The organism is Dulcicalothrix desertica PCC 7102 (genome assembly GCF_003991905.1).
Lineage (GTDB): Bacteria > Cyanobacteriota > Cyanobacteriia > Cyanobacteriales > Nostocaceae > Dulcicalothrix > Dulcicalothrix desertica.
In genome coordinates this window covers 87,600-113,637 of record NZ_RSCL01000002.1, presented here as the reverse complement: position 1 = coordinate 113,637, position 26,038 = coordinate 87,600, and the positions used below count along the sequence as shown (strand labels likewise).

Below are 26,038 nucleotides of genomic sequence, written 5' to 3'. Positions count from 1 at the left end.
AGATTTGTGCCTTCTAAGGTGTCATTAGAAGCGGCACCCTGTGTTAAATAAGCATTCCAAAGTTGGTCTTCATTCCAAGTAACCCCATCACTAAATGTGATGCTTTCAACTCCTAAGTTTGGTCTAAGGGTATCAACTTGATTTTTGAGAATAACAGAGTCAGAGATACCACTACCAAAAGAAATCCTTAAATCATCACTTGTACCTAGGCGAGTAACAATAACATTAGTTGATGTTAAACCTGTACCTGAAAAGATAGCTTGGTCTACGCTAATGTCGTTACTGCTGTCATAGAGCGTGTCTTGTCCACTTGAACGGAAAAACAAATAAGTATCGGCGCCTCCTCGACCATCAAGAAAATCGTTACCCCCAAGACCTGACAATGTATCAATTGCAGCAGTACCAATCAAAGAATCGTTACCATTTGTACCATTTATAATCATGTTGATTGTTCCTTAATGACTACTTCTTTTCGCTGATTTGCCTTACAATCGCAACAAAATAACTGTGTAAACATTTATTTCACAGTAATTCCGCCTATGATTTTTAACAATGATGTTTGGGTTTTACACACAACTCCTGTAAGTTGTAAGTAAATTTTGCATATAGCACCCATATAAAAAATATTATACCAATCTTTTTACGTATAACTACCCTTCACAGAAAATTTATATACAATTATTCAGTATAAAAAAGATTTGAGAGGCGCCAATACGAATTTAATTCTAATCACCTTTTAAAGTAAAAAGAACACATTAATATGATTATGCCAATATAAAATTTAGCATAATTAGAAGTAAGCTTATTACAAAGCTTCTGTATAATATTTTGAATTAAAACACTTTAAAAAAGAACAGCATTAATAATATGATGTCTCAGTATAACTTAAGTTGCTGTAAGGATACCAACGCGATTTTTAAACCTATATCATTAGCCCTTATGAACTTTTCACCTTTAACATCTTTACCTAGAAAAGTATGGCATGTTCATAAATTACATGTCAACTTATGTCATCCATCTATAAATGACCTTTAACTGGTTTAGCTTATTTATCCAACAGTAAAGAGTAGAATTCCGGATAATTCCAAATCATGAATAGTGCAAATAAAGATTGTCTAAATTACTGACTATTTAAACTTAAACATTTTAGAGTAAGTAATCTTCCTTTTCGAGGATACAGGTGTTTTCTATACACCATTCTCCTTTAAACTCTACCTCAAGAGAGTGCGTTAGTTTCATTCCTAGTCGTGTTATAGCATTTCTCATTCTAATAAAGTATACAAGAGCGGGGCAAGAGAAAGCCCACTCCACAAAAGATAAACTAATTGAATGTGTACCTCACTATTCAATATCTGCATCGATAAATTTTCGCAAAATCAACCTTTTAGTTGAGTGGGGAAGGAAGCTATGTGTAAAGACCATATCTTTACTGGTTTATTTATAGGTGAATATAAGTATTTTATAATAATAAATACAAAATTTTATTTTGCGTCACGCTCCATACCACGATAAACAAAGTCTGATTGTTGATTAGATGAGACTTGTTCACGTATTGCTAGTATTTGTGAGTGTTGGGGTGATAAATGACAAACTGGGTCGGTGGCAGTAGAATCTTGAGTCAGTAGATATGCTTGACAACGACATCCACCCCAGTCAATTTCTTTACGGTCACAATTTTGACATAATTCTGGCATCCATGCGGCGCCACGATAGGCATTCATTGCAGGAGAGTCATACCAAATATATTCTAAAGAGTGTTCGCGTGCGTTTGCAAATGTTAAATGTGGTATTGACATTGCTGCTTGGCAAGGTAAACCATCTCCGTTGGGAGCAATAATTAAAGTACGTTGTCCCCAACCTCCCATGCATGGTTTTGGATATTTATCATAGTAATCTGGTATGACGTAAAGTATTCCCATTGGAATTTTACGCCGTTGTTGAGCCGCTTTTACTACTTGCTCTGCATGTTCTAATTGTTCGCGTGTTGGTAATAAGGCAGCACGATTTTTTAGTGCCCAACCGTAATATTGAGTGTTAGCTAGTTCTATACGGTCAGCTTGTAGTGTTTCTGCTAATTCAATAATTTCTTCGATTCTATCTAAATTTTGGCGATGCAGTACTACATTTAATGTTAAAGGAAAACCAAGCTCTTTCACTAAACGTGCTGCTGCTATTTTTTGATGAAAAGAAGGTGTACCAGCAATATAATCTGATTCAGGCGGCCGACTATCTTGTAAACTAATTTGAATATGGTCGAGTCCTAAAGAATGTAAAGTACTAGCACGTTCTTTAGTTAATAAAGTACCTGCGGTCACGAGGGTAGTATAAAGACGTAAGTTTGCTGCTGCTTCTACTAATATTTCTAAATCTTTTCGCAGTAATGGTTCTCCTCCTGTAAAACCAAGCTGTAATACACCTAGTTGTCGTGCTTGTTGAATTATGCGTAACCAATCTTCTGTTGCTAGTTCGGTACGATAGTTATCACTACTCCAGTTTAACGGATTGGAACAGTAAGGACATTGTAAGGGGCAACGATAAGTTAGTTCAGCGACCAAGCTAAATGGACGAGGGGTCATAATATAAAAATCCTCGTTCTGTAATTTTGTTTAATAATTTTAATACATCGGGTTCAATATTGGGATGAGAGTATTCAGCGCTTAATATACCAACAATATCAGTAACAGTATGGCGCCCATCACACAATTGTAATATATCCCATGAAGTGTTATTTAATACTAAAGCTCCTTCGGGAAATAATAGGAACTTTTGCTGTCTTACATCATCCCAAAATAAACGGGCGCCTTTTACTAAACGTGGGCAATTATGATTAATCATTGAATTAAACATTTATGGGGCGTGTTTCACCTCTTTCTATAGCTTCTAATTGACTCCACAACAAGTCACATTTAAATATTAATGCTTGTACTGCACGTTCTTGCATGTCACGAGTACGACAGTTAGATATTACCAAGTTTAGAGCATAGCGTGCATCTTGAGGCGCCTGATGTAACCGTGTGCGAAAATAGTCAAAGCCTTTTGGGTCAATCCATAAATAGTGTTTTTCTAATGCTGCCAAACGTGTACGAATCGCATCGGGGCCAAATAATTCGGTTAGCGATGAAGCTACAGACTCTATCCAAGGTTTAGTTTTACAAAAGTTTACATACGCATCGACGGCATAGCGAACACCTGGTAGAGTATTTTGGTCGTTTAAAAGGTGTTCCTTGCATAAACCAACCGCTTCACCTAATTTTAGCCAAGCTTCGATACCTCCTGTAGCTTCTGTTGTTCCATCATGGTCAATAATACGACTAATCCAGTGGCGCCGGACTTCATGGTCAGGACAGTTTGATAAAATAGCAGCGTCTTTAAGTGGGATATTACGTTGATAGTAAAAGCGGTTTATTACCCAGCGTTGTACTTCTTCTTTTGTAAGTTCTCCTGCATTCATTCGCTGATGGAAAGGATGTAAATGGTGGTAACGGTGGTGTTGTTTACGCAGTTCAGCTTCAAATTCTGCGGCAGTCCAAGGTATTTGGTTTGTAATAGTAAGCATGGTAGTTTTAGAGGATAGTTGGTTTGATTCCCCCTAACCCCCGAATTTCGGGGGGCTAGGGAGATTTTATAAATTATAATTTAATAGTTAAGCCGTCATAACCTATTTCGATACCTGTATTCTCTACAGTTTTGCGTTCGGGTGAATTAGGTATCAGAATTGGGTTAGTATTATTAATATGAACAAAAATTTTGCGTGTAGTAATATTAGCTAGTTGAGATAAACTACCATCATCACCTGATAAAGGTAAGTGTCCCATTTGCTGTGCTGTACGGGCGCCAATACCTAAACTAGGCAATTCATCGTTAGTCCAAAAAGTACCATCAATTAATATACAATCACTGTTTTCAAATCTTTTCCGTAAATCATTATTAATACTTCCCATACCAGGAGCATAAGTCAAAGTTGAATTTGTAATTGTATCACGAATTGTTAAGCCTATTCCCCATACTTCTATTTCTGTTGATTGTATAGTTGATTGTATATATTTCGGCGCCTTAGTAGATAAAGGAAAAGCTTCAACTTCTAATTCGTCAGTAAGTTGTATTATTTCTCCAGGAGTTATAGGCGCCCACTTAACACCGCAATAATTTTGTAAAGTGGATAATATTGCATATCCACTGGTTAATGCTTGTTTGACTGTAGCGGTAGAATAAATGTTGAGTGGCGCCGTTGACTCGCGTAATAAAATTAAACCTGTAGTATGGTCAATTTCTGCATCAGTCAGCAAAATACCAGCAAAAGGTAGTGAACGATTTCCAGAATGTGAGTTAAAACATCCTTCTGCTCGCATTGCCTCTATCTGTTGGCGTACATCAGGAGAAGCATTAATCAAAAACCAAGAACCATCTTCTTTAGATTGTACTGCAATAGAAGACTGAGTTAATGGTATGGCGCCACCATCTCGAACAGTCTCACATCCATTACAGTGACAGTTCCACTGTGGATAACCACCCCCTGCTGCTGCACCCAAGATTCTAATTAGCATATATTACTTAACTCGCTGGTTCCAAACGGATTAATTGCCCATTTTGCTCATCGGTCAAAACATATAATAATCCATCGGGACCTTGACGTACATCTCGAACTCGCTGACCAATATCAATTAAATTTTGGCTTGTTACATTTCCTTTTGCATCTAAATTAATATGACGAACACCTTGTCCTATTAATTCTCCCGAAAATAAATCACCTTGCCAATCTGGTACGCGCTTATTATCATAAAATGCTAATCCAGAAGGCGCCGCAGCAGGTGTCCAATAAGTTTTAGGGTCAACCATACCTGGACGAGAACGCTCTTTCGTTATTTCTCCTCCTGAATATTCACGACTGAAAGTAACAATAGGCCAACCATAGTTTTTACCAGCTTCAACCAAGTTAAGCTCATCTCCTCCCCTAGCACCATGTTCGGTTGACCATACACGCTTCGACGCTGCATCAAATGTGAGTCCTTGGATATTACGGTGTCCATAGCTCCATACAGCTGGGTTAGCGTTGGCAGTATTTACAAAAGGATTATCTTTAGGAATTGAGCCATCGTCATTAAGTCGTAATATCTTACCCAAATGGCTACTGCGGTTTTGCGCTTGTTTGCGTATCAATTCACCTTCAAGTTGTACAGGTGGATTACCTCCATCGCCTATAGCTAATAACATGGTATTATCAGGCAACCAAGTAATACGCGAGCCGAAATGTTGTCCTCCAGACTTTGCCTTATTAACTTCAAAAATAACTTTTACATCTTTTAATGATTTCCCATCAAAGACCGCGCGTGCCATACGAGTTCGGTTAGCGTCGTTAGTACCGTGGGAGTAAGTAAGATAGATGAAACGGTTTTCGGCAAAGCGGGGATGAACGGAAACATCCATTAATCCCCCTTGGTTAACTGCAAATACTTCGGGTACTCCAGTAATAGGGGTTGGGTCAAGTACACCATTACGCACAACTCTTAGGCGCCCTGGACGTTCTGTAATTAGCTGAGAACCATCTGGCAACCAAGCTATACTCCAAGGACGCTCTAACCCTTCAAGTACAACTGACTGTTTTATTGATGTGGTAGAGGTGCCTGTATTTTGGGCAACTTGTGTTGTACTGGAGGAAGCTTGTGTAAATGAACACCCGGATGTCATTATCATTGCCGCTCCCAAAGCAATAGACAAAGACACTTTAAAATATTGTTTCATATTATTCCGTAGGGTGGCTTAAGCCACCAAAACTCTAACTTACAATTAAAAACCGTTCAAAAATATTACTGCCAATGGTTAATATAAGCAGTTACTTCCATACATAAATCAAACTCATCAAAATCAGGTTCTTCCCAGTTTTTAGTAGGTTTAACTGGTTGACCAACTGAACGACTCTCCTTTTTCAGAACAGGTGCAGCATAATTATTGCCTTGAGTATTTATACCCTGTTTTTTTGTATCGAAACTCATATTAACCCCCAGATAAAATGAATTAAAACAATCACTTCAACTATTGTGATATGTAAATATAAAAATTTTATTAACATTAGATGAATATTTTTTCATCGAAAGCCAAAACCTCTCCCCCGACCCGACCCTACGAGGAGAGGGGAGGTTAATTAACTAGGATTGACTTTTTATAGACTACAAATCGATACGTATTTTTTAGGTCAGCCTTGGACATGGAGTCTTCCAAAAGTCCATAGTCTTGCAGCCCAAGTTTTTGCATCATCCGCCGAGAAGCGTAGTTGTTAACCTCTACAAATCCTACCAGTTCGCGCACATTCTGACCTTTAACAAACCAGGGAACACAAACAGCAAGTGCTTCAGACATAATACCTTGCCCCCAATACGTTTTTGACAGAGCATAGCTTAATTTTACTGACTCATAAGGCGCCTGACTAATAACAGGGGTAATTAAGTCAGGTCGTTCAAGTTGGTAAAAGCCGATAAAACCGATTGGTTCACTACTTTTGCGTATTCGCACAACAAAATAATACTTATCCCAATAAACTGAATCGTGATGGTTTTGGTAAATAGAGTGAATATTTTCAATTGGCGAATAGCCCATACCCCTCATTTTTAAAACGTCCGGGTCGCGTAGAAATTCAATGATTTTTGGCTCCGAACCAGGCAATAAAAGGCTAATTTCTAATCGTTCAGTGGTCAAAAGTGTTTGACTAGTTATAGGGAAGTCTAATATATCTTTTACGGTCAGCGTATACGAAGTAGAAATTAGACCATCTGAACCTTTAACTACAATGTTTATAAAAAAGGAATCAGGGGCATTATTGTATACCTCTAGGTTTTCAAGAGTTGACCTTGCTCCACCAATTTTACAGACATGATATCGAAGCGTTCCTATAAATTTATCAGTAAACAATGGGAATTTGAATGGTTCAAGGAATTGCTGAAATTTAGAAATCAGCAAACAATGTGAATTGAGATGCCGTTGCGAATCTGACCTATCAATATATAATGAGAATGAGTTTATCATATAGTAACTTAATAATATCTATTTAAGCAAGTCTTGAAAGTGGCGCCTTCAAATTGGTTAACAAATGTATTACCAAAGTAAAAAAGCCAGCTATTAGTTCTTTCGCTGGCTCTTTACAATAAATTAAAGAATTATTAATTTCCTGAATTAAACCTAGCTAATAACTCCTCGCGCGATAGATTAGCTAATTGCAGCAAAAGGTTTGAGTACTCACTAGCTGGTAAATCAACAATAGGCTGAACAATAGCCATTAACTCTGGGTCTAAACTTCCAAACCTAGCCGTCAACAAGTTTTCAACAACAATGCATTGTCCTTGTTGTACTCCTTGTTGTAACCCTCGCTCAGTAGCTTCTGCTAAATCTCGTTCGTAAATAGGTGATAACTGCATAAGATATTTTTCATCCTCCTTATTTCTATCTTGTTTGACTTTGAGTGTCGCCTTTAAATTACCTAATAAATTCATTGCGACGCTACGCAAAGGGTTATCGGCGCCAAGTGCTTGAACTTCCGCAACTGCCTGTTCCCAAACCTTTCCTCTGCCTAGCACTCTTAGCCATAGCGTTTCTGGTGTGCGTGGGAGTTTGTGTATGACGACAATCACCGTTTTCCAGTTTTCTCCACAAAAATACACACCTTGCATCCACCCTTCATCTAGTGTAGCCGAAAACCCTTTGAGCAGAGCTTTAGAAGCTGTAGGTGATAAAACCCACAAGCGCGGTAGTTCGGTTTGGATAACTTTTCTTTTTTCGTTTTTCGCCTTTCTGTTAATGTCGGCAAAGATGTCGAATAACTTATTGGCATAACTACGAATTTCGTCTGGTGTGGCAGCATTGCGGAATGGTTCAAAAATTCCTGAAGAAGTCGCAAACCTTCCTAATAATCCAAGAACTTCTTTTCTTTGCTCATCAACAACCCCTTGAGAGTTAAGAGTATAATATATATCTATCTCTTTTATCTCAGTCGCAAGTTTACGACTTGAGTCTATATTACCGATTGATGATAGTAGTTCTGTGAGATAACCCTTGGCAAACTCATCATATGGAAATCTAGCCATTATATTCCCACCTCATCAATCGTAAAGAAAGATATATAGTTGGAGTTTTGAAACTCTTGAAAGTAGAAGCACATAACATAGCTCATTATTAATACGCTGTGCTAACTGGTGTTTTAAACATATATTAAAAAACTAACTGTATAAATATGTATTGTATAAAATATTACTGTTTTATTGTAAAGTTTTTATATGGTTATATTGATAGTATTTAATCACTGATATTTACAATTTGTAATATGTCGAGCGCAATTGTAGAGACGCTTGGGTATCGCGTCTCCACAATGATGGTACTATAGCAAAATGTAAACGGCGCCTATTTGAAGCATAATAAAATTAGACATTTTTTTGTTTATCTGTAGTAAGTTGAGATATTACCCATTCACGAATATCTGAGTAAATTTGGGCAGTTGCACATTAGGTCAAAATCGGATTCCTATACAAGCATAAAAAAAGTCAAAGCTATTATCTTTGACCTGAGAATCTACAATTTAAAGTTAGACTCTTGATTATCTATTGAAGCAAGCCTCTAAATCCGAAATATCCGAGAAATCTAGAAAATCTTCTCCTAATGCTTCAAGTTGCGCTTTTGTTAAGCCTTGGAGACGTTCGAGAATTGATGGGTCTATGGCGCCAAATTTTCGATTTAATTGGCGGCTCAAAAACTCAAGTGGATATTTTTCAGCTAGGATTTTACAAACTCAATAAATCGTGAGCCACCACTATTTTGATGCGAATGACGATTAGATATCTCCGATGCAGGATGTAGAGACGCGATTAAATCGCGTCTCTACAAGGGTTTCAGGTAACGCATTATTAATTTTTGGAGATGTCTATTATACAAAAGGTCAAAGTTCTTATCTCTGACCTAATTATGTAAACATTGAAATTTAACCCTTGATTATCTATTCAACCAAGCTTCTAAATCAGAAATATTTGAGAAATTTAATAAATCTACTCCTAATGTTTCGAGTTGCTCAGTCGTTAACAGTTGAATGCGTTCGAGTGTTGATGAATCGATGGCGCCAAATTTTTGGTTTAATAGGCGGCTCAAAAAGCGAAAAGCCTCATTTTTTTCGCCTTTCATTTCTCCTTTTTGGAGTATATCCTGATAAATTACTGATTCTTTCATGATGTCCTCACTTAATAAATTGCGAATCACGGTTTTGTCAAACTTTAAACCAGCTAATACTTGTGTGTACCCAGCAATGTCTTGCCTATCATCTCTATTTGGAATTGTAGCAATCTTCTCGGCAACTTGCGACAGTAACACTTCAGGTGAACTTGTTGCTGCTAAAGGCGCCAGTGGTAATAATGCTTGACTGTTTAGAAATAGCTCCGGGTCTTGCTCCCACATCCGAATAACTTGATATTTATGGACTGTAGTTTCGTCCCTGTACTCGTCTGTGTAAGCGATGGGGTCGTCTGTTGGTTGTAAGAAAATTACCACTTGTGTGACAGGAAAATCGTACTGTCGTTTGAGTCTAACGGAATAGTCCAACTGTCGGAAAGGTATCGGAGGCTTAGATTGAGGTAGGGTCTGGAATTCTATATGAAGAATACGTTCTGCGGTTTGCAAGAACGATACAGAGTCCGCGCGCACTGGCTCAATACTCAATTCCGTTTTTAGCACTTCAACTTTCCGCACCTTGCTTGATATTAGCCACTTCGCAAAGTCGAGTGGATATTTTTCAGCAAGTATTTTACAAACATTGTCGTAACTCACTTTTTTTAACCCTGTATTGCTGGTGTTTTAAACATATATTAAAAAACACGCTGTACAAAGGCGTATTGTATAAATTAGTACTGGTTTATTGTAAAGTTTTAATATATTTGTATTGCTAGTATGTAATCACATTATGTTTACAATTTTTAAGATATATTTGCGGTTTAGTTGTATAGCTATTCTATATGAGTTGTAAAAATAATATCCGCGTAGAGATGTTACATATTGGTTTGGTTCGCAGTTGGGAGAAAGGCGCCTCATTTAGAACCTAGCTTCCACGAACCACTATGGCGCCTGCTTTCTTGCGGGTTTCAACAAAGAGTCACAATTAATATCATGTCCGGTTGATTACCCATAATTACCGCATTACATAGAGACGCGAGGAACATCGCGTCTCTACAACGATTTTATTATGGTTACGCTCTCGGACATGATATAAAAGCTGGTGCGTGACGCTACAAGTCTTATAATTATGTTAAAGTTTATTCATGGCGTCACGCACCCTACATTTTTATGTTGAGGTTTATTTGTAGCGTTACGCAGCATACCCCAATTTTATAGGCGCCTCAAAATTTCTCATTCGCACGATAATGTAGAAAATAGGCTCGATAGGGTTTATATTGAAGACAGAAGATTTAATGATATAAAAATGTCTACCATAGCCCATTTTCTTATTGGTGTACCTGGTAGCGGTAAGTCTACTTTGTCACAATTAATATCCCAAACTGGAAGTTATGATATTGTCTCTACTGATGCTATTCGCGAGGAATTGTACGGTGGCGCCGATATTCAAGGTGATTGGCAAACCGTTGAAACAACTGCTCTTAACCGTATTTGTACGGCATTTGCAGCAGGAAAAAGTGTGATTTATGATGCTACTAACTTTAAGCGCGCGTTTCGTATTGATTTTTTGCAGAAGGTTAAGAAGAGTTCTGCAAACTTAACTTGGATAGCATGGCATTTGAATACACCTCTGCACACTTGCTTGACTTGGAATAAGCAGCGTACTCGACATGTTCCTGAAGCTATTATTGATAGTATGTACAAGGTACTGCAAGCTTTTCCTCCTGTCACCGCAGAAGGGTTTGCAATGGTCAATACTATAGATGTGACTTCACCCAAGTTTTCTGTTACGGAAATTGAGAGGTTAATTCAAAAGCTTCCCCGCAGTATCATCAATAGTACTAACCGCACGCAGCATAAAAAGATTACTTTTCATCGATATAGTAATCTTTTAGATTTTGAGCGCTTGCTGCATTTAATTGGTTTAATTATTAAATATTCTGGTTTGGGTAATTTACAAGCTACAAATCCAAGTTTGTTAGAGAAAATTCTAGGTTATGCACCGCAGTTTAGCAATGATATTCAAGAAATTACTGCTGTTATGGCAAAGCTGCGTGGTGGAGTTTATACAGATGGTCAAAAAATAGGCGCCGATTTGAATTGGTTAGCGAGTATTGGTATCATCAGTAATAAGTCAGAACCAATCAACGATGTGGAAGATAGCTGTACAGCAACACATGCATATTCAGACAAACAACCATTCGACCGTTTAATTGGAATTATTCGTTTAATAGTTCAACAACCCTTTTTAATCAATACAGAACAAGGACAACTCAAAACCCTCGCGAAAGCACTTGTACAAGCTGGAGTTATTTATGATGCTGACAACGAACTTGATAGTATCCGTAAAGATATTGAAAAAATTTTAAAACCATATAAAATACTACCCGAATATCCTATGCGTCAAGGCTACTTTATCGGTACAGCAATTCTCTCACAATCAGAACTAATCAGGGTTTTTGATATTATCCAATCTCATGCAAACAGCCTTGATGACCCGTTAGCATTAGAAGTATATGATACATTCAAACAGCGATTACTTAATTCTAAACTAATCGAAACAATAGATAATATCTACCCTGTACGCGCGATTGCAAATAGTTCTAAAATTGACTCCGAATACTTACCCAAAGATGCACTTCTCAATAGTATCAGCGAACTAGAACTGGCTATTGTGCAGGGTAAACTACTCGAACTTGGTACTTTACCAGGCGCCGCTAAATACAAAGAAGATGAAAAAAGCTTTTTCTTAGCTTACCCGTTACAAATCACCTTCTCTAATTTAGCATGGTACTTAGGATACGAATGCATACAAGGAGATAAACCTGGTTTATTCAAATTTGAACGTCTTGATAGATTATTTCTAGGAAGACCACAAACACTCTCGAGAAGTCTTCGTGAACAAGAAAAAGCATTATCCAAACTGCAAACTTTACTCAAACACAGTGCTGGAATATACTTAGGCTATAATCCCAGCGACCAACAAAAATTTCTCAGTCCCAGAAAAGAAATACGCGCACAAGTTACCGTTAAAGTCGAACTATGGTTTAGTGATAAAATTTACCCATTCATCACCGAAGCAACCAAAAGATTTTTGCAAATCAAAATGTCTCCCCCCATCAAACCTATACTATCCTCACCCAACTCCAAAAAATCAATCTTCACCCTACGTCCAACAGATGACAAAAAACTCCCCCACCGCTTTGAAGTAATTTTACCAAAATGGTCACTAGACGAATTTGACTTTTTACGCTGGATAATTGGTTTTGGAGGTGAAGTAAAAGTAATCGAACCTATCGAACTAGTACAAAAAGTTCAAAATATAGGCGCCAGTATCACCGAAATATATACTCAGTAAATTACAGAAACCTGGAATATACGTTGATATCATGTAATAAAAACACAGATATTGCATAGAAACCAGGTTTATTTATGGAAAACATAGAATTTACATTTGACCCAATGATGACAGTTTGGGAGTTTGGTTATTGGACTAAGGGTTGGAATGAACCAGATATCTCTAATCATCAGCATTGGGAGGGAGCTAGCAATTTTGAGCCTTGGAGTATCGAAAAAGCTTTAGACCGTGCGATGGAACTTGGTTATTTAGATGCATCCGACCGAGAACATGTTCGTACTACTTGTTTAACCGAAGGGGAATATATTTTTGGTTCTGAAGAAACAGAGGGATGGATGATTGGGCAAAATGAGGACTTTACGTGTATATCTCCTTTTCCGAATGAAAAGGTATGGATGTTAGTAAAAAGTCCAGCAATTTGTCCAACTATTGATGAGTTTGATTTTGAAGAACTATCGGAGGCTAATAGGATTCTTTATCCTAATTCAACTTTAGCTGAAATCTTAAATATTGTTTTTGAAGAAGGAGAAAAGCATCCGAAGTATCAAGAAGTTTGGTTGCAATCTTTATATGCTGCTACTCCTGATGAATCTTATGTTTTCTCCTCTAAATCGGATGGGTTGTTACAAATTTGTGTATTACATGCTGAGGAGGAGTAAAGGTTAATTTTTGCTAGTTGGTTCAGCTTTTTCAACCGAATTATCCGCTACTCCCAAAGTTAATTGTAAAGGTGTACGTGATGGATATGCTTTGACTACTTCTCTGTATACATCGTAATTTGTGGGTAATGTTCTTTGTTGGGCGCCATCATTATACTTAAATTCATACTTCACAGATTTTAATAATTCGGGCTGACTAGCTTGTTTCCCGTCTTTACGTCGTTCTATGTCATCAACTGTCGGTCGTGGTGGCAGTGCGGCCCACCATAAACCTTTATCGTCAGGACCTGTAACTGCTCCAGGTGGTTTTAACCCATTGCGGTTTAGTAGCGAAGTTGTGGCAAACTCTTCTAAACGTGGTGATGGTTCTGTAGTTAAATTGTTCGCATATTTTACTTGCCAAGTATAAGTTGTCAGCGCTGTGGCTTCATATTCGTTGGTTGTTACATTACTACAACCAGTAATCACTGTTGAAAAAAGAAGCGAAAACAATAATAAACGCATACTCTCTAATATATTAAGCTTAATTTTTATTATCGCAAAACAAACGGCGCCTAAACCGCCTAATGATAGTCTTGTATAAAAATTACAACTACTATACATATTCATCCTGTAAAAAAGCGCTTTTTTTGCGAATATTACTGACTTTAAATTATTTAAGGTAATTATATTTACTAGGGATTTACTTAACGTATTAATGGTGCGTGAAAACACTGAAATTTTGCGTTACATTGATTGCTTGTAATAGCTTTCATGCACCCTACCCAATGCGCGTTGGCACCTCTGAGCAAGATAGGATTCATATCTTCTTAAATTTCCAACCTCTCAAAGAAGTTGGAAATATACTTATATTCTATGAGTTGCTGATTACAGGCTTAGAATAATACTGCCTAGATAGTGGACATAAATTGTCACCGAGTTCAAACACCCCCTCATCGAGCAAGATATACTCTCCTTGGTGCAAGCGTATATCTGATTTTTCTATGAGTGATTGAAACTCATGCCGTGTAGCAATACGTGCAGGCGCCACTAATTTCTGTTCAGATTCGGTTTTAACCAAAACACCACGTTCATACCAAATAACAGATGGCGCCGAAATTATTTGTGGATACTTCTCTTGCTGTTTAGCAACATACTTCTCCAACTCAGACCATTGTTTCGAGTAGCGGTACTCAGAAAGCGCTTGTGCCAACCAGTGAGGACGGTTGATATCATGCAAAAAATCAGCTATTACATGAATCGTATCACGCACGTTTTCATACGTGGCGCCTTGGTTTACATATTGGTTAAGTTCTTTTGTGGTAGGGAGAGTTGTTTTAATTTCGCGGGTTATCATTTTGATATGTATCTAATTGGTAGATGCCTATAAAGGCGTATATTTATCTTTCCCATATCTGAATAATAATTCACCATAAATATAGTCAATTTGTAAAATTATTTCTAAGTAGGGTGCGTGCTAGCTATAAACAAGTTAGAACATGAACGAAAAATCTAAAGCTGTCACACACCATATTAAATATATAATTCACGTCTTTGCGTGCTAGTGAGAAACCGGGTTTCTTTTGTAATGTTGAAGATTGTAATGTTTAGTGTAGAGAAACCCGGTTTCTGGTTATTTTTTAACTAAAATGTACGCATTCGCAAATTCAGGGAGTGTACGAATATAGTCTTGAAAATCTGCTTTGGTTTTAAAAATGCCGGAAAGATAATCAAGTTGATATAAACTTGGTAAAAAAGCACCACCAGTATCAGCAATGACAGCCATTCGCAGGCGCCGATTATTGCCTCTTCCTGAATCTAGCACAATCATACGACCTAAGCCAATGTTTAAAACATCACCAGCAAAGGTTACACCAGGTTTGATTGAGATTTTTGCGTCAATTTTGTATCCATAACCTTTGATAGCGTCAACCTTTCTAAAATACCAGTAACGCTTTTGTTTACGTGGATTTACTCCTTTAACAAAAGGAATTTCGTTACTTCTGTCTACGTTAAAGTACCCACTAGTACCATCGGGAAAATTAATTAATATAGTACCTTCCATCAATGCTTCTTCTAAACCTTGCCGAGTTAAATAAGCAAGGGGTTCAACTTTACCGTGTTCTTTGCCACCAGGTTCGTATATACCACCTAATACATCTTGTTTTGTGTATTTGGTATAAAACTTATTAGAAGCAAATTCATCTTTAAGACTGTAGATAGGAATACTGAAAGCAGAAGTTTTTGTACGTGAACCTGGATGTGTGAAGACAGCGTACTTAGTTAAGCGTACTTGTTTTTGGGCAGGTTTTTTGGGATTATGTGCCGTCCATTTTATAACTCGGAAATTTTGATTGATAAAATCTGGGTTTTGTAAGCGAGTTGGGCGCCCGTTTGAGATATCTTCTCGTAAAACCGTTATCATAAAGTCAAGGGTTTTGAGTGTATCATCGACAGTTACACCTTGTGTAGCAAGTAAACCAGGACGTAAAACGTCAGGGTCTGCGCTTGAATGCTCTTGATAGTACTTACGAGTATTAACTAAAGTAGTTAATAAATCAGCTTGGTTAAAGTTAACTCTTGCTTTTGGTAGATTTGCCGCATCAAGAATTTCGTTACCTTGAACGGTGTATCTATATTGTCTTGCTTCATCAATTACCTTGTAGGCATCAGAAGCTTGTGCAATTTTCGGACTTGGAGCTATAATTGATACTTGTGACTGCGTAGAATCTGCTTTGACTAAATTCTGTGAACAGCTATTCAGAGCAACTGTTGAAAGCACTGACAGTAAACACAAGCCGAGAGATAGGTAAAATTTGCGACTAAATTTAAAACGCATAAAACGTAGAAACGACTTCTACAGGTAAATGATAGGTTGAATTGACGAAAATAAACAGCAACTAAGATGTTTGACGACAAGACGGGATGTATGTATATTTGGTTTCCTGAATTGGTATCATAGTGAAGTGTTGACAAATTGTTCAAATTCATTAAGTGCTTGACTGACACCGACAATTAAAGCACGTTGAATATATTGTGGGATAATTTGTACAATATTGATATCTGGGAAAATTTGAGAGGAGCTTGAATCAATATATTTACCATTAACCAGAATTTTAACTTTTAATTGAGGCGCCTCATAAATCCATAATTCTGGTACACCTAAAGCTTTATACGCATCGGTTGCAGTTTTAGAGGTAACATCCGTTTCAAGTGCAAGGTCAGGTGGTGGGTCAATAGACAAGTCTATTCGTTCTTTACCAATTACTGCTTTATAATTTTGGATGTAAAAACAATCATCTGGTTCTATACCAGCAGTCATATTTTGACGTTTAAAGGTAGTTGACCCCAAAGGTTCCCATGCCAGCTTTTTGAATTTGAGTAAAATTTTGACCAAATCTGCTAATATTACTTTGGTGCGTTCGTGTTCAGGTAGCGGCGCCATAATTTCTAAAATACCATTTGCATAAGCTATTCGTGAAGAACGCTTTTCTCCAAGTTCATCTAAAATAGCTTCAAACCTTTGCCACGAAACAGGTTGAAGCGTTACTTTCTGACCAGGTTCTAAAAGTAAGTTAATTGTAGCAGTTGACATTGCTTACCTACTTGGATGGAGGATTTGATAGCCAAACTTATTTTATCATTATTAAATATTATAACTTTAAGTAAAAATGACTATAGGTGTTTGGATATTAGGGAACCAACTTAATCACGGACAAGCAGCACTTGCTTCTGTTGGTAGTCAAAAGGCGCCTATAATTTTTATTGAATCACTACAACACGTCAAAGTGCGCGAGTACCATAAACAAAAGCTTGTACTGGTTTGGTCAGCAATGCGACACTTTGCTCTTGAACTACGTCAACAAGGGTATGATGTCACCTATAAAATAGCGGATGATTTTGCTGAACCCCTTACTGAATGGGTACTAGAAAATAAAATTAGCGAAGTGTGGGTAATGGCGCCTGCCGATAAACCCTTTCTTGATATCATCAAAAATATCCAATGTCATATTACGTTAATACCCAATAATCATTATTTGTGGACACATGAACAGTTCGCACAATGGGCTTCATGTAGAAAAAACTTATTAATGGAGTATTTCTATAGGGAAGGGCGCCAGCGTTTTGATATATTAATGAATGGTGACAAACCTGCTGGAGGAACTTGGAACTACGATAAAGATAACCGTCAACCTCCAAAAGGTAAATTAAACACTCCACCAGCTTTATGGTTTGAACCTGATGAAATAACCCAGGAAGTGATTAATTTTGTTAATTCTCTAACTATTCCTACATATGGAAAATTAAAAGAATTTCATTGGGGAGTTACACGCACGCAAGCATTAGAGGTATTGGACTGGTTTGTAAATGTCCGTCTAGCTAACTTTGGCCCCTATCAAGATGCAATGGTGGTAGGGGAAGAAACGATGTGGCACGCGATGATATCTCCCTATATTAATATAGGGTTGTTGCATCCATTAGAAGTAGTGCAAGCTGCTGAAAAAGCTTATATCGAAAATAAACTGCCATTGAACAGTGTAGAAGGATTTATTCGTCAAGTTATGGGATGGCGCGAATATATGTATGGACTGTATCATTATGTAGGCGCCGATTATCCAGAAAAGAATTATTTTAACCATACAGAAGCATTACCCGAATTTTTCTGGACGGGTGATACTAAAATGAATTGCTTACATCAGGTTATATCTCAATTGCTACGTATTGGATATGTGCATCACATCCAGCGTTTGATGATATTGAGTAATTTTTCGCTAATAGCAGGGTTTTCACCGCAACAGGTAGAAAGTTGGTTTCATACAGCATTTATTGATGCGTATGATTGGGTAATGCAAACTAATGTTATTGGTATGGGACTGTTTGCCGATGGTGGAATTGTTGGTTCAAAGCCATATGCATCATCAGCTAATTATGTCAATAAAATGAGCAATTATTGTAAAGGGTGTGAATATGACCCAAAAGCACGTACAGGAGAAAAAGCTTGTCCGTTTAACTATTTTTACTGGGACTTTCTCGACCGTAACCGCGATAAACTTACTAACCAGGGACGAATGAGTTTTATAATGAAAAATTTAGATGGAATGTCTGAAGAAGAATTAAAAGCTATTCGTAAATTAGCGCGCGATTGGCACAAGGATACTAAAAAGTATATTTTAAATTAGGATGGGACGGGCAGGATGCCCATTCCACAAGATTTAATTCCACAAGATATGTAATTAAGTTTTTGTTTAATTCTTACTTTGTGTTCTTTGTGGTTAATTATTTTTACCACAGAGTAGGAGAGGACACAGAGTTAGATTTATGTGTGCTTTGTGAAAGAGGGAATTAGAGAAATTATAATTGGCGCCAACTCAATATAATTAATCACATACACCACTTAGTTGTTTATTTTATACTCATCATCTGAAGCATTTAATTTAACTTTAGCAACTTTAGAAACACCATCTAACGTCTCGAATAATTCTCCTTCCTTGGCGCCAGTGAAGACTCCTGATACAATTATCGAAGCACAAGGATGGGTAAAAGACGCTGACGGTAGTATAACTCTTGTTACACAGGTGCCTAATTTTACTTCTAAGTCACGTTTACTTGCATCCGCTTGTCCTACATTATAATATCTGTTTTTTCTGTGAACTCAACATATAGATGGTGCGTGACAGCAGTTGATTTATAGGTGAATTTGATAAATTGTTTTGGCTGTCACGCACCCTAATTAATCTAATGAATTGAAAGACCTACGGGGTTTTCTATTCCTTCCTCAAAACTAATTAGCTTTACATATTCAGGATTTGCTAGTAATTCTTTTGCTGCTAATAATCCTGCTATTGTCCAAGTTTGATAACTTCTCGCTTCTTTACCAATTAAACGACCGTTTTTTCCATCATAATACTCTGGAAATTTATCATTCATCAAACGCTTTTCAGCTATATCTATTGCCCGTTGCGCTAATTCCACTCTACCTGTTTTCTGTCCAACAGCAGCAAATAACCATAATAATACAGGCCAATTACCTCCATTATGGTAAGACCAAGGAGAATTCTTAGGGTCACATCCTGTTATTAGGCGCCATTCTGAACCTGATAAAGCTGGAAAGCAAATTTTTACTGGCATGTAACCAATTAAATCATACCAGCGTTGTTCAAATAAATCCATAATACGGTGCGATTCTTTCTTACTGGCTAAAGATACTAAAATTGACATTAAGTTTCCTAAAGCAAAGAATCGAAAATCCATCATCCCTGGTCCCAAATTCCCAACTAAATATCCCCCTGACTCTGGCAACCACTCAGTCAACCAATTAGGTATGGACTCAGCAAAAATATTAAACTTGTTTGCAACCTCTTTCCCAAACTCGTTACTTTGATAACGGTAAATTTCATTTATTCGCTGAAGGTCTATCCAATAATATTGACGCACATGGTAGTTTAAAGCACTAAGTCTTTGTTTAATACGGAAAATATAACGTTTACTTTCTTCATCTGATGGTAAAATTAATTCGTTTGCCGCACGCAAAGCAGCGTAAAATAATACTTGAATTTCCAATGGATGTCCTGATACTCCCATCCGACGGTCAATCATAAAGGCGCCATCAGGAACTAGTAAAGTTGGAAACATATCAAAACGATGTGCTAAACATAAATCGAGAATGAGTTTTATTCCGTCTTGGTACTCTTGCTGATGAGCAAAAGAAACATCGTTTGTAACCTTACAATATGCTCGTAACAACAAAACCCACCATAAACAAGAATCTACTGGTGGTACACGTGCTATCGCATGTTCTCCAAAATCAGCATCTAAAAACTCTTCATTATCCTTAAATACTACTTTAAAACTAGCTGGCATCAAACCTGGCCCAGGTTGAAAAAAATCCATCTCTTTATGATTACTTTGTAACTTCAATGTAGTATTTAAGAAGTTACGTACAATTGTTGTTTTACCATGCATTAAGAATAATAATGCAGAAGGCACGAAATCACGAATAAAGCATTGGTCATAGTTAAGTGCATTTAATTTCGGGTCTTGAGCAACTACACTTCCTATCGCTTCCCCTTGATAATATATAATAGATTTTTCTAAAATTTCCCAGCATTTATCTGTCCAGTCTTGAGAAGTGGTAAATAAAGTCATAGTTTTTACAAAATAAACTATAAATTAATCAGCTTTTAATCGATTACCTTTTTTTGACATTTTCCCTCTTCCTTAAGATAGCGCTTACATTCTTAATCTAATTCATTCTTTCGGTAGAATTAAATAAGTCACATTCTATTACTTTTTAAATAAAAATATAAATAATTGTCCTAATTATCTAACCTTTGCAGTATTGACGCACCGTATTTGTTTATCATTAATACTGAGTATCTAATAATTTTTAAAATCTAAATCCTAATAAGTTCCAATAATTTAGAAAAGTTAAAAACATCAACGCGGCGCCTGTAATGACTGTATAATATATTCGTTGAATGCATGTCCCTTTTTTATTCTTCCAAATCAAACAAATATAGTAGGTTAATATAACAGTCATTCCACCTGATATAATCGGCATAGATAACAAAATTTTATACGCTGGATTCACTCCGTAAATTATTCTGAAAAACTCCGATTGCTTGTAAGGTATTATCAATCTACCAATCACTATAAACAGTAAGTTGACATAAGCAATCAGAACTATAAGTAATTTAGTTCGGCTGATTATATATGATGATTGATTTTCTGTTATAATAAAGCTGAGGCGCCTGGGTAAATGTATAAAATTAAAAAGTTTGAATTTTCGATTGAAGTAAATTAAAGCTAATTTGACAGGTTGACATAAACACGCAAATATAAATATTGAAAAAAAGATTTTGTACAAGAGTATTTGAAAAGAAAGATTTTCATACCAGTTTTTTTGACGAAGCGTAAAAATACCATCGAATAAATAAATAGCATTTTTACGTTGTTTGAAACTAATGTACTTATCGCCTTCTAAAGATAGAAATAGCATAGGTGCGACTTGAACGTATTGCCGAGAATCATAAACAAGTGTATTATCTGGTTTAATTTCCACAGTAAAATAATACGGTTCAAAAAACTTTTTTATCGTTGTCTGAGAAGTAATAGTATCTAAATAATTCCCGTTTAACCGACGCAATGCTTTTAAAGATTTAGCAGCAGCAAGATTTGGTTTATTTTCAATTGGATAATAACGATTGAGAAATTCTCTGATAAACTGGGAATCAAGTGTGGATGTGGAGTTACAAACAACGAACACTCCTATATTATCTTGGGGTATCAAAATTAATTGACTTACAAACCCTTCTATTAAACCACCGTGTCGAATTATTCTGACATCGTTACGAAACTGTTCTTGAAATGCATACGCTATACCCGGAATGCGTGTGTCTGATGTAAAATGTTGACGCTGCATTTCTTTGACGGTATCTGGTTGTAATATTTCATTGTCATACAGGCGCCCTTGGTTTAAGTGGGCTATCATAAAATTGGCAATGTCAGTTGCTGTGGTACTCAAAGCTATTGCCGGAACTTGATGTTCGTATGTGTAAGGTTGCGGTTGATAAAAGTTATCCTTATATTCGTACCCTATTGCTAAGTCTGATTTTAATGAAGGTGGTGGTGGCTGTAAAAAAGTAGTATGCTGCATCCCCAAGGGTTGTAAAATCTTTTTATCTATATATTCAGCAAACGGTATCCTTGAAACTCGCTCGACAATATAACCTACTAATGCGATTCCATAATTAGAATACGTTGATATTATACCTGGAGGTTGTATTTGTAAGGGTTTACGTTTTGCTAAATGCTCGGACAGTGGTTGTAGTAAGTTCTGAGTTCGGGCTGACATGCCAATATCATTGACATCTAAACCTGATGTGTGAGTTAATAAATTGGCTATTGTTATGGGTTGTAAAAAATTATTATCAAGCTGAAAGTCTTTAATATACTCGTTTACAGGATTTTTCAAGTCGATTTTACCCTGCTCCACAAGCTGCATTATCGCAGTGGCAGTAAATAATTTAGATATTGATGCGACTCTAAATAAAGTTTTATCTGGAACAACAGGTTTTTTCTCGTCCACATTTGCATAACCATATCCCTGTTGGAAATATATCTTTCCATCTTTAACCACCACAACTGCTACACCCGGAACTTTCTCCTCATCCATTTTTTCGGCAAAGTACTCGTCAACAAATTTCTTCAAACCTTGTAAATGATTTAAAGATTGTTTTTCGACGTGGACTGTTAAAGGTGTTTGCTGCGGTTGCAAGTGTATTATCCGTGCAGGAGTTGCAATTGCAGTCTGAAACAATACTGCTATCATTACAATACATACACATACAAATGGTAGACGTTTCATTTACTGGCTATGTAGGATGAGTGAAAATCCCGACTTTTGAATCGAGATTACACATTCTACTCGATTTTGTATCATTCCTCGCTTTTTACTATCTCATCCCTTCAAATACCAATCGTGATATATCTGGAAAAATACTGTTACTCTCACTATATTTACGCGAGCATCCAAAAACTGCCACTATATACTGCATTCTACCATCTTTGCTTCCTATATAAGCCACTTCTTGGCGCCCAGTTGATGTTTGACCCGCTTTGGAAGCAAATATAATTTCTTTATCTGACAAAGACTCACCCAAAAAATTTTCTATCGCATTAAATCCCTCTGTGGGAGGAGGATTATTTTTCCATGTCGATACGTGTAAATCTCGTTTCAACAATGTCAGCATTTTCTGACTTGATGGCGCCGAAACAGCACGATTTGTTACAATTTCATACATCAGTCGTGCCGCATGATACGTTGATATGCGATTACCAGTATTTTGACTATTCTGTAATTGTAGTTCTGTACCTTGAGGTTCGCTCATTATTGGTTCAGCTACTGGAAACGTTTTTTGACTAATGTTGATACCTTTATATCCAGCTTTTTCAAAAAAACGGTTTACCTGGTATCTTTTATTTAGCCAGGTTGCTAATTTAGACTCACTCAATTCATTCAAAGAAGTTTTTGTGTCGGTAATTGTGTTTATTATTCGACTTGCTGCGTCATTATCTGATTTGAGTATCATATTTTTTAAATCACGATGAGAATCATTATTTTGTTCAATAACATACAAGTTGTGATATTGCTCTAATATGACCATCCAGAATAATTTGACAACACTGGCAGGATATTTAGGAACGTGTTGATGGTATCCTGAGATTGTTTTAGTTTTAATGTCGATTAACGTAACTGATAAAGGTTCTAATGGTAATTCTTGCTGTTTGGTTAAGTTAACGACAGCATTGACTATTTTATCTAATTTTTGACTTTTATTAAAATTTGGACTCTGTAAAACATTATAGGTAACTTCAAAATTCTTTGTTTTGATTAAGGGGTTACTTTTTATCGCTGAAACCTTTAATGTGTTGATGACTTCTACCGCAGAGGAATTGATAAATCTTGCATGGGGTAACTGATGATGATTTACTTTATACCGTTGACGAATAATTTGATTATATCCGAAGGCGCCTATTAAAACGGCGCTGAATATTATAAAAATTTGTTTGATAAATAACCATGAGTACCAGTTGGGAGCTTTTTTCTCTTGGTTGTCTAATTTGTTTGTCCTGATTTGTTTCATTTAGAATAAAGTCAGAATTTTAACCGATAGTATACCATCCCAAACGTGAAAGGCAGATAGCCCCGAAGTCAAAGTATTAATTCCAAGAATAATTAATACTTTGACGGTATTTATATCGGGGTGGAATGCCCAACGGCAAGGTCAGTTTGTCTTTCCTGCAGAACACTGCGTGAACGACAATGAAAGGCGTCCCGTGTGCCTCCACCGCCAACTGATTTACCGCGAACCCGGTTTTAACCGGATTCGCTACTTGAACTTTCATTAATTTGAATGGTGCGGGTCATTTATATAGTTCATTGTGATTATTATGCCTATAGTTTATGTCCATATATTTTTACAAATTTGTTGACATACAGATTTTATATAATATACTATAATATGGTTGATAAATAGAAAAAGTCAACGTTTTAGGAGGTGATTATGTATGGCGAAGAAAGAAAAAACGCCATCGTTTGTGACCGAGTTTGAGTTAATAGTTAATAGTCAGGCAGAAAAAGAGTTAGATGCAAGATTTCAAGCTGGCAGACAATTATATAACGCAGTACTTGGAGAAGCTGTGGTGCGAGTACAAAATGTACGCAATTCTGAGCCATATCAAGAAGCTAAAAAAATTAAAGTCAAAACCGAGGATGATAAGAAGTTAAAGAATGAATTGTTTTCTCAAGCTAGAAAACAAGCTCGTTTTTCTGACTTTGAACTACAGGACTTTGCTACATTAACTGCTAAGGATTCTAAGTGGATGTGGGAAAAGCTAGATAGTCACACAATCCAAAAAATTGGAACACGTGCGTTCAAAGCTGTTGAGAAAGTATTGTACGGTAAGGCGAGAAAAGTTAGATTTAAATTGTTTAGCTCTTTTCATTCAATAGAAGGTAAAACTAATACCCAAAGCATTAGATTCTTTGGCGGTACTGATTGCTGCATCAAATGGGGGTCATATTTAATCCTCCCTATTCGCTTTCCTAATAAATGGAATGAAGTGCTTGAATATGGGTATCGTGTACCAGTTAAATATTGCCGCCTTTTGTGGCGAGAAATAAATGGTAAACGTCGTTGGTATGTACAGCTTATTAATGAAGGTGTACCCTACAAAGAAACTCCAGCATATAAACTGCACAACAAAGTTAATTCTAATACTGGATTAGTCGGTATTGATTTAAATGTTAGTAACGTAGCTGTAGTTGGTGACAACAAAGCTGGTTTATTCCCATTTGCAGAAAATGTACCTACGTTTGAGCAAGAAATTAAAACCTTGCAACGCAAGATGGAGCGGTCGCGCCGTGTGACCAATCCAGATAATTACGAACCGGACTTTGACAAAAAAGTTGGACGTAACAATAAGCGCAAAAAGGGTAAGGTCAAAAAAGGTTCTCGACGTTGGAAGCATTCGTTAGCTTATCGAAAATATGCACGTAAAAAACGTGAATTAGAAAGACGTAAAGCTGCTTACAGTAAATCTCAAAATCGAGGTTTGACGAATAAAATAGTTCGCGAATTTGGTAAAAATATTAAAGCTGAAAAAGTTTCCGTAAGGGGCTGGCAGAAAAGATATGGTAAAGCAATATCAGCCAAGTCTCCTGGTTTTTTTCAATCGTAATTAGCACGCAAGGCTGAAAGTGCTGGCGGGCAATTCACAACATTTTCTACTCGAAAAACCGCGTTATCTCAAACACATCTTGATGGGACTCGTATTAAGAAGTCGCTATCAGAAAGAGTACACAAAGATGTGAGCGGTTTTGAAATGCAGCGTAACTTATTTTCTGCGTATTTGAGTAGATATATCAATGACGACGATGAACTTCAAGTGTCTCAAGCTCGTAGAGATTGGGAGAGGACGGAGCCGTTCTTAACACAGGCTTGGGGTGAGTATAAAACTGCAAGTGCGAAGACTAGTTCTAAGTCCGGTGGTGTCATTTCCCCCGCAGAGCAGAACTGTGTAAAGACGAAACAACCTAACCAGATAGCTTCTCTGAAGGGCAAAAAGTTAGGAAGAAATGGGGTTAGTAATAGCTCTGTGGTTTCGCTCTTATTCTCCGTCACTTTAGTGCGGAGAGTCGGCTCAACAGATAACAGGCGCTTATATTGTTTTACAGCTATGGCGCCATTTAATACAAGCATTTTTAACCTTACGATAGATGTCAAGTAGCTGTATACCCTGTTTAGATTAATATTATTCGCACAGAGTCTAAAAGTCTGATAGGGTAAAACAATGTTTAGATGTATGGAAACTACTTGAAATAAATCATTAATTGGAATTA

25 protein-coding genes are annotated in these 26,038 nt (G+C 36.8%); 7 read left to right on the top strand and 18 right to left on the bottom strand.

Annotated features, from left to right (window positions below):
- The 11 genes from DSM106972_RS52455 to DSM106972_RS04540 all read right to left on the bottom strand — a co-directional run.
- The coding region (locus DSM106972_RS52455; RefSeq protein ID WP_325052146.1) for a calcium-binding protein at positions 1–443 on the bottom strand (443 nt) is incomplete at its 3' end.
- A gap of 1,038 nt (positions 444–1,481) precedes the next feature.
- Complete coding sequence (gene pqqE, locus DSM106972_RS04585) at positions 1,482–2,576, bottom strand: pyrroloquinoline quinone biosynthesis protein PqqE (RefSeq protein WP_127079305.1); 1,095 nt, start codon at positions 2,574–2,576, stop codon at positions 1,482–1,484.
- Entirely contained in the window at positions 2,557–2,835 is a 279-nt protein-coding gene (gene pqqD / locus DSM106972_RS04580; protein ID WP_158632766.1) for a pyrroloquinoline quinone biosynthesis peptide chaperone PqqD, read from the bottom strand. The genes pqqE and pqqD overlap by 20 nt, the downstream gene beginning before the upstream one ends.
- 4 nt (positions 2,836–2,839) lie before the next feature.
- Entirely contained in the window at positions 2,840–3,556 is a 717-nt protein-coding gene (gene pqqC, locus DSM106972_RS04575; RefSeq protein ID WP_127079301.1) for a pyrroloquinoline-quinone synthase PqqC, read from the bottom strand.
- 73 nt (positions 3,557–3,629) lie between these two features.
- Positions 3,630–4,544, bottom strand: a complete 915-nt coding sequence (pqqB, locus tag DSM106972_RS04570; protein ID WP_127079299.1) for a pyrroloquinoline quinone biosynthesis protein PqqB — start codon at positions 4,542–4,544, stop codon at positions 3,630–3,632.
- Positions 4,545–4,551: 7 nt separating this feature from the next.
- Positions 4,552–5,739, bottom strand: a complete 1,188-nt coding sequence (locus DSM106972_RS04565; protein ID WP_127079297.1) for a PQQ-dependent sugar dehydrogenase — start codon at positions 5,737–5,739, stop codon at positions 4,552–4,554.
- Between the two features lie 65 nt (positions 5,740–5,804).
- Positions 5,805–5,990: a pyrroloquinoline quinone precursor peptide PqqA gene (gene pqqA / locus DSM106972_RS04560; protein ID WP_127079295.1), complete on the bottom strand. Its 186-nt coding sequence runs from the start codon at positions 5,988–5,990 to the stop codon at positions 5,805–5,807.
- A 145-nt stretch (positions 5,991–6,135) separates the two neighbouring features.
- Positions 6,136–7,017, bottom strand: coding sequence for a GNAT family N-acetyltransferase (locus DSM106972_RS04555; protein WP_127079293.1), 882 nt, complete (start codon positions 7,015–7,017; stop codon positions 6,136–6,138).
- A gap of 134 nt (positions 7,018–7,151) precedes the next feature.
- The gene (locus DSM106972_RS04550) at positions 7,152–8,072 is read right to left on the bottom strand and encodes a hypothetical protein (protein WP_127079291.1); all 921 of its coding nucleotides are present in this window, start codon (positions 8,070–8,072) and stop codon (positions 7,152–7,154) included.
- Between the two features lie 506 nt (positions 8,073–8,578).
- Positions 8,579–8,731, bottom strand: coding sequence for a DUF4351 domain-containing protein (locus tag DSM106972_RS04545; protein WP_233787585.1), 153 nt, complete (start codon positions 8,729–8,731; stop codon positions 8,579–8,581).
- Positions 8,732–8,970: 239 nt separating this feature from the next.
- Positions 8,971–9,795 (bottom strand): DUF4351 domain-containing protein, encoded by an 825-nt coding sequence (locus tag DSM106972_RS04540; protein WP_127079287.1) that lies wholly within the window; start codon positions 9,793–9,795, stop codon positions 8,971–8,973.
- Positions 9,796–10,020: 225 nt separating this feature from the next.
- On the opposite strand from DSM106972_RS04540, the gene DSM106972_RS54760 reads away from it, so the two are divergent.
- From DSM106972_RS54760 to DSM106972_RS04530, 3 genes are all read left to right on the top strand, one after another.
- Complete coding sequence (locus DSM106972_RS54760) at positions 10,021–10,143, top strand: hypothetical protein (RefSeq protein WP_267901057.1); 123 nt, start codon at positions 10,021–10,023, stop codon at positions 10,141–10,143.
- 301 nt (positions 10,144–10,444) lie between these two features.
- On the top strand, positions 10,445–12,496 hold the full coding sequence (locus DSM106972_RS04535) for a WYL domain-containing protein (RefSeq protein WP_127079285.1): 2,052 nt from the start codon (positions 10,445–10,447) through the stop codon (positions 12,494–12,496).
- Positions 12,497–12,570: 74 nt separating this feature from the next.
- The gene (locus tag DSM106972_RS04530; RefSeq protein ID WP_127079283.1) at positions 12,571–13,155 is read left to right on the top strand and encodes a hypothetical protein; all 585 of its coding nucleotides are present in this window, start codon (positions 12,571–12,573) and stop codon (positions 13,153–13,155) included.
- A 3-nt stretch (positions 13,156–13,158) separates the two neighbouring features.
- Here DSM106972_RS04530 and DSM106972_RS04525 read toward each other — a convergent pair whose 3' ends face one another.
- The 4 genes from DSM106972_RS04525 to DSM106972_RS04510 form a co-directional block, all read right to left on the bottom strand.
- On the bottom strand, positions 13,159–13,659 hold the full coding sequence (locus DSM106972_RS04525; protein WP_127079955.1) for a hypothetical protein: 501 nt from the start codon (positions 13,657–13,659) through the stop codon (positions 13,159–13,161).
- Between the two features lie 349 nt (positions 13,660–14,008).
- Positions 14,009–14,491 carry a hypothetical protein gene (locus DSM106972_RS04520; protein ID WP_127079281.1) on the bottom strand — a complete coding sequence of 161 codons (483 nt, stop codon included), beginning with the start codon at positions 14,489–14,491 and terminating at the stop codon, positions 14,009–14,011.
- Positions 14,492–14,767: 276 nt separating this feature from the next.
- Positions 14,768–15,973 (bottom strand): hypothetical protein, encoded by a 1,206-nt coding sequence (locus tag DSM106972_RS04515; RefSeq protein ID WP_127079279.1) that lies wholly within the window; start codon positions 15,971–15,973, stop codon positions 14,768–14,770.
- 117 nt (positions 15,974–16,090) lie between these two features.
- Positions 16,091–16,729 carry a Uma2 family endonuclease gene (locus DSM106972_RS04510; RefSeq protein WP_127079277.1) on the bottom strand — a complete coding sequence of 213 codons (639 nt, stop codon included), beginning with the start codon at positions 16,727–16,729 and terminating at the stop codon, positions 16,091–16,093.
- Positions 16,730–16,805: 76 nt separating this feature from the next.
- Between DSM106972_RS04510 and DSM106972_RS04505 the strand changes: the two genes are divergently transcribed.
- Positions 16,806–18,314: a cryptochrome/photolyase family protein gene (locus tag DSM106972_RS04505; protein WP_127079275.1), complete on the top strand. Its 1,509-nt coding sequence runs from the start codon at positions 16,806–16,808 to the stop codon at positions 18,312–18,314.
- Positions 18,315–18,533: 219 nt separating this feature from the next.
- A complete protein-coding gene (locus DSM106972_RS04500; RefSeq protein ID WP_127079273.1) occupies positions 18,534–18,767 on the top strand; it encodes a hypothetical protein in 234 nt (77 codons plus the stop codon).
- A gap of 103 nt (positions 18,768–18,870) precedes the next feature.
- Here DSM106972_RS04500 and DSM106972_RS04495 read toward each other — a convergent pair whose 3' ends face one another.
- The 3 genes from DSM106972_RS04495 to DSM106972_RS04485 all read right to left on the bottom strand — a co-directional run bounded on the left by DSM106972_RS04495 (position 18,871) and on the right by DSM106972_RS04485 (position 23,780).
- Positions 18,871–20,280: a glycoside hydrolase 100 family protein gene (locus tag DSM106972_RS04495; protein WP_127079271.1), complete on the bottom strand. Its 1,410-nt coding sequence runs from the start codon at positions 20,278–20,280 to the stop codon at positions 18,871–18,873.
- A 241-nt stretch (positions 20,281–20,521) separates the two neighbouring features.
- Entirely contained in the window at positions 20,522–22,465 is a 1,944-nt protein-coding gene (locus DSM106972_RS04490) for a serine hydrolase domain-containing protein (RefSeq protein ID WP_233787865.1), read from the bottom strand.
- 124 nt (positions 22,466–22,589) lie between these two features.
- Positions 22,590–23,780, bottom strand: a complete 1,191-nt coding sequence (locus DSM106972_RS04485; RefSeq protein WP_127079267.1) for a serine hydrolase — start codon at positions 23,778–23,780, stop codon at positions 22,590–22,592.
- 424 nt (positions 23,781–24,204) lie between these two features.
- On the opposite strand from DSM106972_RS04485, the gene DSM106972_RS04480 reads away from it, so the two are divergent.
- Both DSM106972_RS04480 and DSM106972_RS52450 read left to right on the top strand, forming a co-directional pair.
- On the top strand, positions 24,205–25,377 hold the full coding sequence (locus DSM106972_RS04480) for a transposase (protein WP_201800678.1): 1,173 nt from the start codon (positions 24,205–24,207) through the stop codon (positions 25,375–25,377).
- A 129-nt stretch (positions 25,378–25,506) separates the two neighbouring features.
- Positions 25,507–25,926: a hypothetical protein gene (locus tag DSM106972_RS52450; protein WP_222596615.1), complete on the top strand. Its 420-nt coding sequence runs from the start codon at positions 25,507–25,509 to the stop codon at positions 25,924–25,926.
- Positions 25,927–26,038 lie beyond the last annotated feature (112 nt).

Bases quoted from the DNA above. Each gene is read 5' to 3' on its own strand.
- pqqE (WP_127079305.1), bottom strand. From the start codon at position 2,576: ATGACCCCTCGTCCATTTAGCTTGGTCGCTGAACTAACTTATCGTTGC.
- pqqD (WP_158632766.1), bottom strand. From the start codon at position 2,835: ATGATTAATCATAATTGCCCACGTTTAGTAAAAGGCGCCCGTTTATTT.
- pqqC (WP_127079301.1), bottom strand. From the start codon at position 3,556: ATGCTTACTATTACAAACCAAATACCTTGGACTGCCGCAGAATTTGAA.
- pqqB (WP_127079299.1), bottom strand. From the start codon at position 4,544: ATGCTAATTAGAATCTTGGGTGCAGCAGCAGGGGGTGGTTATCCACAG.
- DSM106972_RS04565 (WP_127079297.1), bottom strand. From the start codon at position 5,739: ATGAAACAATATTTTAAAGTGTCTTTGTCTATTGCTTTGGGAGCGGCA.
- pqqA (WP_127079295.1), bottom strand. From the start codon at position 5,990: ATGAGTTTCGATACAAAAAAACAGGGTATAAATACTCAAGGCAATAAT.
- DSM106972_RS04555 (WP_127079293.1), bottom strand. From the start codon at position 7,017: ATGATAAACTCATTCTCATTATATATTGATAGGTCAGATTCGCAACGG.
- DSM106972_RS04550 (WP_127079291.1), bottom strand. From the start codon at position 8,072: ATGGCTAGATTTCCATATGATGAGTTTGCCAAGGGTTATCTCACAGAA.
- DSM106972_RS04535 (WP_127079285.1), top strand. From the start codon at position 10,445: ATGTCTACCATAGCCCATTTTCTTATTGGTGTACCTGGTAGCGGTAAG.
- DSM106972_RS04530 (WP_127079283.1), top strand. From the start codon at position 12,571: ATGGAAAACATAGAATTTACATTTGACCCAATGATGACAGTTTGGGAG.
- DSM106972_RS04525 (WP_127079955.1), bottom strand. From the start codon at position 13,659: ATGCGTTTATTATTGTTTTCGCTTCTTTTTTCAACAGTGATTACTGGT.
- DSM106972_RS04520 (WP_127079281.1), bottom strand. From the start codon at position 14,491: ATGATAACCCGCGAAATTAAAACAACTCTCCCTACCACAAAAGAACTT.
- DSM106972_RS04515 (WP_127079279.1), bottom strand. From the start codon at position 15,973: ATGCGTTTTAAATTTAGTCGCAAATTTTACCTATCTCTCGGCTTGTGT.
- DSM106972_RS04510 (WP_127079277.1), bottom strand. From the start codon at position 16,729: ATGTCAACTGCTACAATTAACTTACTTTTAGAACCTGGTCAGAAAGTA.
- DSM106972_RS04505 (WP_127079275.1), top strand. From the start codon at position 16,806: ATGACTATAGGTGTTTGGATATTAGGGAACCAACTTAATCACGGACAA.
- DSM106972_RS04495 (WP_127079271.1), bottom strand. From the start codon at position 20,280: ATGACTTTATTTACCACTTCTCAAGACTGGACAGATAAATGCTGGGAA.
- DSM106972_RS04490 (WP_233787865.1), bottom strand. From the start codon at position 22,465: ATGATAGCAGTATTGTTTCAGACTGCAATTGCAACTCCTGCACGGATA.
- DSM106972_RS04485 (WP_127079267.1), bottom strand. From the start codon at position 23,780: ATGAAACAAATCAGGACAAACAAATTAGACAACCAAGAGAAAAAAGCT.
- DSM106972_RS04480 (WP_201800678.1), top strand. From the start codon at position 24,205: ATGGCGAAGAAAGAAAAAACGCCATCGTTTGTGACCGAGTTTGAGTTA.